Raw genomic sequence first — 5,477 nt, forward strand, 5'->3', positions numbered from 1 at the left:
TGTGGAAAGCGCCCGATGTCCAGTTCGTTCACGCCCCGTCCCCTCGTCATCGCACCGTCGATCCTGGCGTCGGATTTCGCGAAGCTCGGCGAGGAGGTGCGCGCGGTCGACGATTCCGGCGCCGACTGGATTCACCTCGACGTCATGGACGGGCATTTCGTGCCCAACATTTCCTACGGTCCCGACGTCTTCAAGGCGCTGCGCCCCCCCACCAGGAAGATCTTCGACGCGCATCTGATGATCGCGCCCTGCGATCCCTATCTCGAAGCCTTCGCCAAGGCAGGCTGCGACCACATCACGGTGCATGCCGAGGCCGGCCCCCATCTGCATCGTTCGCTGCAGGCGGTCCGTGCGCTCGGCAAGAAGGCGGGCGTCTCCCTCAATCCGGGCACGCCCGCCTCCGCGATCGAATATGTGCTCGACCTGATCGACCTCGTGCTGGTGATGTCGGTCAATCCCGGCTTCGGCGGCCAGGCCTTCATCCCCGCGGCGCTGGGCAAGGTCGCCGACCTGCGCGCGATGACCGCCGGCCGACCGATCGACATCGAGGTTGATGGCGGCGTCGGGGCGGACAATGCCGGCCCGCTCGCCGCCGCCGGCGCCAATGCCTTCGTCGCCGGCTCCTCGGTGTTCAAGGGCGGAACGAAGCAGAGCTACCAGACCAACATTGCGGCGATCCGCAACGCGGCGATGCTGGCGCGCGGCGAGGCGGTGTAGCGGCCGCACTCACGCCGCGCGCTGTTTCAGCCGCTGCGGCGATAGCAGGATCAGCAGCACCATCACGGTCGCCAGCGCCGCCGACGCCGCATAGCGGCCGAGCGCGAGCCCGCCATGATCGATCGGCTTGTCGAGAAAGTCGCCGACCGTCGCACCGAGCGGACGCGTCAGCACGAACGCGGCCCAGAACAGCGCCGTCCGCGACAGCTGGGTCCACCGATTGAGGGCGGCGATGACCGCGAGCGCCGCGGCGAACACCAGCGCGCCGCCGCGATAGCCGAGCCCGGTGGAATCGGCCATCCAGTCGCCGAGCGCGGTGCCGAGCGTCTGCGAGAACATGATGGTCACCCAGTAGAACCCCTCGGCCTGCTTCGACCGGATCGAAGCCACCGACACCGTTCCGAGCGTGCGGTACCAGATCAGCAATGACATCACCAGCAGCACCGCGAGCAGCGACGAGCCGCCGAGATAGCCGATCCCAAGCGAGCGGTCGACGAAGTCGGCGAGCGTGGTGCCGACCGTGGTGGTCGCCACGATCACGAACCAGTACAGGAACGGATGAAACCGCCCGGCGCCGAGCTGCGCCGCAACCGCGGCGGCGAAGATCGCCGCGAAGATTCCGGTTCCGACGAGGTAGCCGAGGTTCATCGACATGGTGACCGCATCGCCGCCGGTCTCACCCAGCGTCGTCGCGAGAATCTTGATGAGCCAAAATCCCAGCGTGACTTCCGGAACCTTTCCCACCGCTTCGAAATCCGTCGGCGACTCGCTCAATTGATCCATGCATCCATCTCCATGTTGAAAAAACGACGACGCTTCAGGACTTGCCGACCTGGTCCATCACGGACAACAGCTCGACAACGTTCTGCCTGCATTTCGCGGGGTCCGGTGCTGCGGCGCGCAGCGCCTCCAGCACGCGATCGATCGCCTTGTCGACGGTGTGCCAGTCGGCGGCCGCACGCGGCTTGAGCGCGGCCTCGGCATCATCCCACGTCGTCTCGAGTTCCTTGATGCGCGCTTTCGCGCCCGCGAGGTCACCCTTGTCGACCAGGGCGGCGACGTCCACCACGATGGCCCGGAACGGCGAGAGGTCGCCGAGCTTCGAGGTCGCCGCTTCGGCGACGGGCACGAAGAAGACGGGCTCGCTCGCATGCCGATGAGGTTCGCCGGCCGCCAGCGTCAACACACCGACCGTCAAGGCCACAAAGGTCCTATTCATGCGCACTCTCCTCATCAATCGCCCGCGCGTCATTTCAACGGAGCTCCGGTTGACCAGTCGGAAACCGATTCAGTGGCTCGGATCGGCCTGCTCGGATCGGTCGCCTTCGAGCGTCACCCAGGCAACGAGCACGATGATCACGGCGAGGAACGCGAGGCTGGTGCTGGTCGTGCCGAGGCCCGCGCCGCCATAGAGGCGCGATTGCGACAAGAGATCGCCGAGCGAGGCGCCCAGCGGCCGGGTCAGGATGTAGGCGAGCCAGAAGGTGAGCACCGGGTCGACGCCCAACGAATAGAAGACGGCGACAAAGCCGATCAGCACGCCGAACGCGACGACGCCAAGCTGGAAGCCGAGGCCCAGCGCCTCGGTGGCGAGGTCTCCCGCCGCGGTGCCGAGCGCGAAGGTGAAGAGGATGGCGATCCAGTAGAACAGCTCGCGGCGCGTCGTGACGATCGAGCGGATCGACAGGGTGCGCTCGACCGCGAACCAGGCCGCGAAGGTCGCGGCCAGCGCGACGGTGAACACGGCCGTACTGACATAAAGGCTGATCTCGAGCCCGTCGGTCAGGAGATCGGTGATCTCGGTGCCGACGATGCTGACCAGCACCACGGTGAGCCAGTAGATCCACGGGACGTAGCGGTGCGCGTGAAGCTGAAAAATCAGCACCGCGATCAGCAAGCCCGCCATGCAGGCGGCGGTCAGATTGGCACCGAGGCCGACATGCACGGCGAGATAATCCGCTCCGGTCTCGCCGACCGTGGTGGAGAGAATCTTGATGATCCAGAAGATCAGTGTGACCTCCGGAACCTTGTTCAGCGTCGGCAACGGGTGCGGATGAAAGAGCGAAGGCACGTGCGTCTCCTCGAAACTCGAACGCGGCCTACGTGCCTTGCTGAACTTAGCCCCACCTTAGAGCGATGATTTTACCGCCGCAGATGCCTGATTTGCCCAAGCGACTGCGTCCTAAGTCTGCGCTAAGTCAGGCCCCGCAGGACTTGAGCTGGCCCCAGGAGCGACGATCAAGGACCCGGCGATGCGCGTGCTGCTTATCGAGGATGACCGGATGATCGGCGCCGCCGTCGCGCAGGCGCTCAAGGACGCCGCCTATGCGGTCGACTGGGTGACGGACGGTCGAACCGCGATCGAGGCGACCGAAAGCGAAGCCTACGAACTGGTGCTGCTCGATCTCGGGTTGCCGAAACTCGATGGCCGTGAGGTGCTGCGAAGGTTGCGGACGCAGGGATGCCGGCTGCCGGTCATCATCGTGACCGCTCGCGACGGCGTCGACGATCGCATCGATGGGCTCGATCTCGGCGCGGACGACTATCTGGTCAAGCCGTTCGAGATTCGCGAATTGCTCGCCCGCATGCGTGCCGTACTCCGGCGCGAGGGCGCAGGTGCGCCGGCGCTGCTGACGAATGGCAGCCTCACCCTCGATCCGGCGACGCGGGAGGCCTCGTTCCTCGATCGAAAGGCCCAGCTCACCGCCCGCGAATTCGCCCTGCTGCAGGCGCTCCTGGCGCGGCCGGCCGCGATCCTGTCGCGCAGCGAGCTCGAACGGCAGATCTATGGATGGAACGAGGAAATCGAGAGCAATGCCATCGAATTCCTGATCCACACCGTGCGCAGGAAGCTCGGGGCAACCGTCATCCGCAACGTTCGCGGCGTCGGCTGGATGGTGGATCGCCCGTCATGATCGGCTCGTTGCGCGGCCGGCTCTATGTCGGGCTGATCGCGGTCATCGCCCTGACCGGCGCGATCGGCGCCGCCTTCGCCTACCATTCGGCGTTCGACGAGGCGATCGAGATTCAGGATTCGCTCCTGATGCAGATCGCGAGCCTGGCGCAGAGCGGCGCCCTCGGCGTCGTCCCGGAAGCGCACGGCATCGAGGAGGATACCGAGGTCCAGTTCATCGAATTGGGACAGGCGCCGCGGGGCCCGGCCGACGATCGTCAGCTCTTCACCCTGAAGGACGGCCTGCACACGGCGACCCACAGAGGTCAGCCGATCCGCCTGTTGCTGCGAACGCGGCCGGACGGCAGCCGCTATGCCGCGGCTCAGCCAACCGCCATCCGCGACAAGACTGCGCGCGACATGGCGTTCCGCACCCTCGTTCCGTTCGTCGCGCTGTTGCCTTGCCTGATGCTGGTCACGGCGCTGGTCATCGCCACCTCGCTGCGGCCGCTGATCCGCCAGGCCGAAGACCTGGATGCGCGGCGTGCCGACGACCCTGCTCCGCTGCCGGTCACGAACATGCCGCGCGAGCTGCATCCCTTCATCGCCGCGATCAACGGACTGCTGGCGCGAACGCAAGGGCTCATGGAGCAGCAGAAGCGCTTCATCGCCGATGCCGCCCATGAGCTGCGCACGCCGATCGCTGCGCTCAGCCTGCAGGCGGAAAATCTCGATTCCGTCGAGCTGCCCCCACCGATGCGGGAGCGCGTCGCCGCGCTCCAGCAAGGCATGCGCCGCGCGCGGCACCTGCTCGAGCAGTTGCTTGCTTTGGCCCGGCAGGAGGCCATCGCCTCGAGCTCGACCGGGATGCCGCTCGCGGCGCTGGACGGCGCGACGAAAGAGGTGGTCGCGGACCTGATGGCCGAGGCCTGCGAGCGCAACATCGATCTCGGCTTTGCGCTGCTCGAACCGCTGACCGTTCGCGGCGAGCCGGTGATGCTCACGACGATGATCCACAACCTCCTCGACAATGCGCTACGTTTCACGCCGCGTGAAGGACGCATCGATGTCGGCGTCTACCGGCAGGACGGCGCGGCGGTGTTCCAGGTCGAGGACAGCGGCCCGGGCATCGCGCCCGGCGAGATGGATCGGATTTTCGAGCCGTTCTTCCGGGGCCAGCACCCCGAGGGCGAAGGCACCGGACTCGGGCTGTCGATCGTGAAGCGGATCGTCGAGCGGCTGGGAGGCACGATCGCGCTCGAGAGCATCTGCGGCGCCGGCCGCTCCGGGCTACGCGTGATCATCCGCCTGCCTCTGCCTGACGCAGCTCCGGAAAGATCGTCTCGGCCTGCAGGATGACGTCGGCCGCTTCTGGTAATGTGCGGTGAGGAGCTCCACCGCCTTTTCGACATCCCCAACACCGCATCCGCGATCGCGGCATGCTCGTCCCATTCCAACGCCGAGGACAGCAGATGAAATTCGCGAGCTTCAAGCTCGACAATTCTTCCTCCTGGGATTGGTGGAGGGGCGACAGCGTCGCCGATCTCGGCGCCCGGCGACGTGATCGCCACCGGCGCGCCGGGCGGCGTCGGCTCCCGCCGCACGCCGCCGCTGTGGATGAAGCCCGGCGACACCGTCGAGGTCGAGATCGATCGGATCGGGCTCTTGCGCAACGGCGTCGCCGACGAAGCCTGATGGCGACGTCCCGGACCTTGCGGCGAAGCGATCGGTAGGGTGGGCTAAGCGCCGTCTTGCACGGAAAGCTTGCCAAGCAAAAGCAGAAGCGTGCCCACCATTCAGAGCAGTGCTATTGAAATAATGGTGGGCACGGCGCTTCGCGCCCTAGCCACCCTACGGCCCCGACCGG

The 5,477-nt window shown here is 66.4% G+C and carries 6 protein-coding genes and 1 pseudogene; 4 read left to right on the top strand and 3 right to left on the bottom strand.

Going from position 1 to position 5,477, the window contains the following annotated elements:
* Positions 1-15 precede the first annotated feature (15 nt).
* Positions 16-717 carry a ribulose-phosphate 3-epimerase gene (rpe, locus tag JOY90_RS27365; RefSeq protein WP_291694223.1) on the top strand — a complete coding sequence of 234 codons (702 nt, stop codon included), beginning with the start codon at positions 16-18 and terminating at the stop codon, positions 715-717.
* A 9-nt stretch (positions 718-726) separates the two neighbouring features.
* Here the strand turns inward: rpe and JOY90_RS27370 are convergent, their stop codons facing one another.
* The 3 genes from JOY90_RS27370 to JOY90_RS27380 all read right to left on the bottom strand — a co-directional run bounded on the left by JOY90_RS27370 (position 727) and on the right by JOY90_RS27380 (position 2,788).
* Positions 727-1,500: a hypothetical protein gene (locus tag JOY90_RS27370; protein ID WP_291694224.1), complete on the bottom strand. Its 774-nt coding sequence runs from the start codon at positions 1,498-1,500 to the stop codon at positions 727-729.
* A 34-nt stretch (positions 1,501-1,534) separates the two neighbouring features.
* Positions 1,535-1,936, bottom strand: a complete 402-nt coding sequence (locus JOY90_RS27375) for a hypothetical protein (RefSeq protein WP_291694225.1) — start codon at positions 1,934-1,936, stop codon at positions 1,535-1,537.
* A gap of 69 nt (positions 1,937-2,005) precedes the next feature.
* Complete coding sequence (locus JOY90_RS27380) at positions 2,006-2,788, bottom strand: hypothetical protein (protein ID WP_291694226.1); 783 nt, start codon at positions 2,786-2,788, stop codon at positions 2,006-2,008.
* Positions 2,789-2,969: 181 nt separating this feature from the next.
* On the opposite strand from JOY90_RS27380, the gene JOY90_RS27385 reads away from it, so the two are divergent.
* From JOY90_RS27385 to JOY90_RS27395, 3 genes and pseudogenes are all read left to right on the top strand, one after another.
* Positions 2,970-3,632 carry a response regulator transcription factor gene (locus JOY90_RS27385; RefSeq protein ID WP_291694227.1) on the top strand — a complete coding sequence of 221 codons (663 nt, stop codon included), beginning with the start codon at positions 2,970-2,972 and terminating at the stop codon, positions 3,630-3,632.
* A complete protein-coding gene (locus tag JOY90_RS27390) occupies positions 3,629-4,969 on the top strand; it encodes an ATP-binding protein (protein WP_291694228.1) in 1,341 nt (446 codons plus the stop codon). Before JOY90_RS27385 ends, JOY90_RS27390 begins: the two co-directional genes overlap by 4 nt.
* 192 nt (positions 4,970-5,161) lie before the next feature.
* A pseudogene (locus tag JOY90_RS27395) lies at positions 5,162-5,305 on the top strand (fumarylacetoacetate hydrolase family protein); the annotation flags it as partial.
* Between the last annotated feature and the right edge of the window lie 172 nt (positions 5,306-5,477).

The sequence above is a fragment of the Bradyrhizobium sp. genome (assembly GCF_019242285.1).
In the GTDB taxonomy this organism is placed as follows: Bacteria; Pseudomonadota; Alphaproteobacteria; order Rhizobiales; family Xanthobacteraceae; genus Bradyrhizobium.

What these genes read in the sequence shown, in the direction of transcription:
- rpe (WP_291694223.1), top strand. Translation starts at nt 16, where the DNA reads ATGTCCAGTTCGTTCACGCCCCGTCCCCTCGTCATCGCACCGTCGATC.
- JOY90_RS27370 (WP_291694224.1), bottom strand. Translation starts at nt 1,500, where the DNA reads ATGGATCAATTGAGCGAGTCGCCGACGGATTTCGAAGCGGTGGGAAAG.
- JOY90_RS27375 (WP_291694225.1), bottom strand. Translation starts at nt 1,936, where the DNA reads ATGAATAGGACCTTTGTGGCCTTGACGGTCGGTGTGTTGACGCTGGCG.
- JOY90_RS27385 (WP_291694227.1), top strand. Translation starts at nt 2,970, where the DNA reads ATGCGCGTGCTGCTTATCGAGGATGACCGGATGATCGGCGCCGCCGTC.
- JOY90_RS27390 (WP_291694228.1), top strand. Translation starts at nt 3,629, where the DNA reads ATGATCGGCTCGTTGCGCGGCCGGCTCTATGTCGGGCTGATCGCGGTC.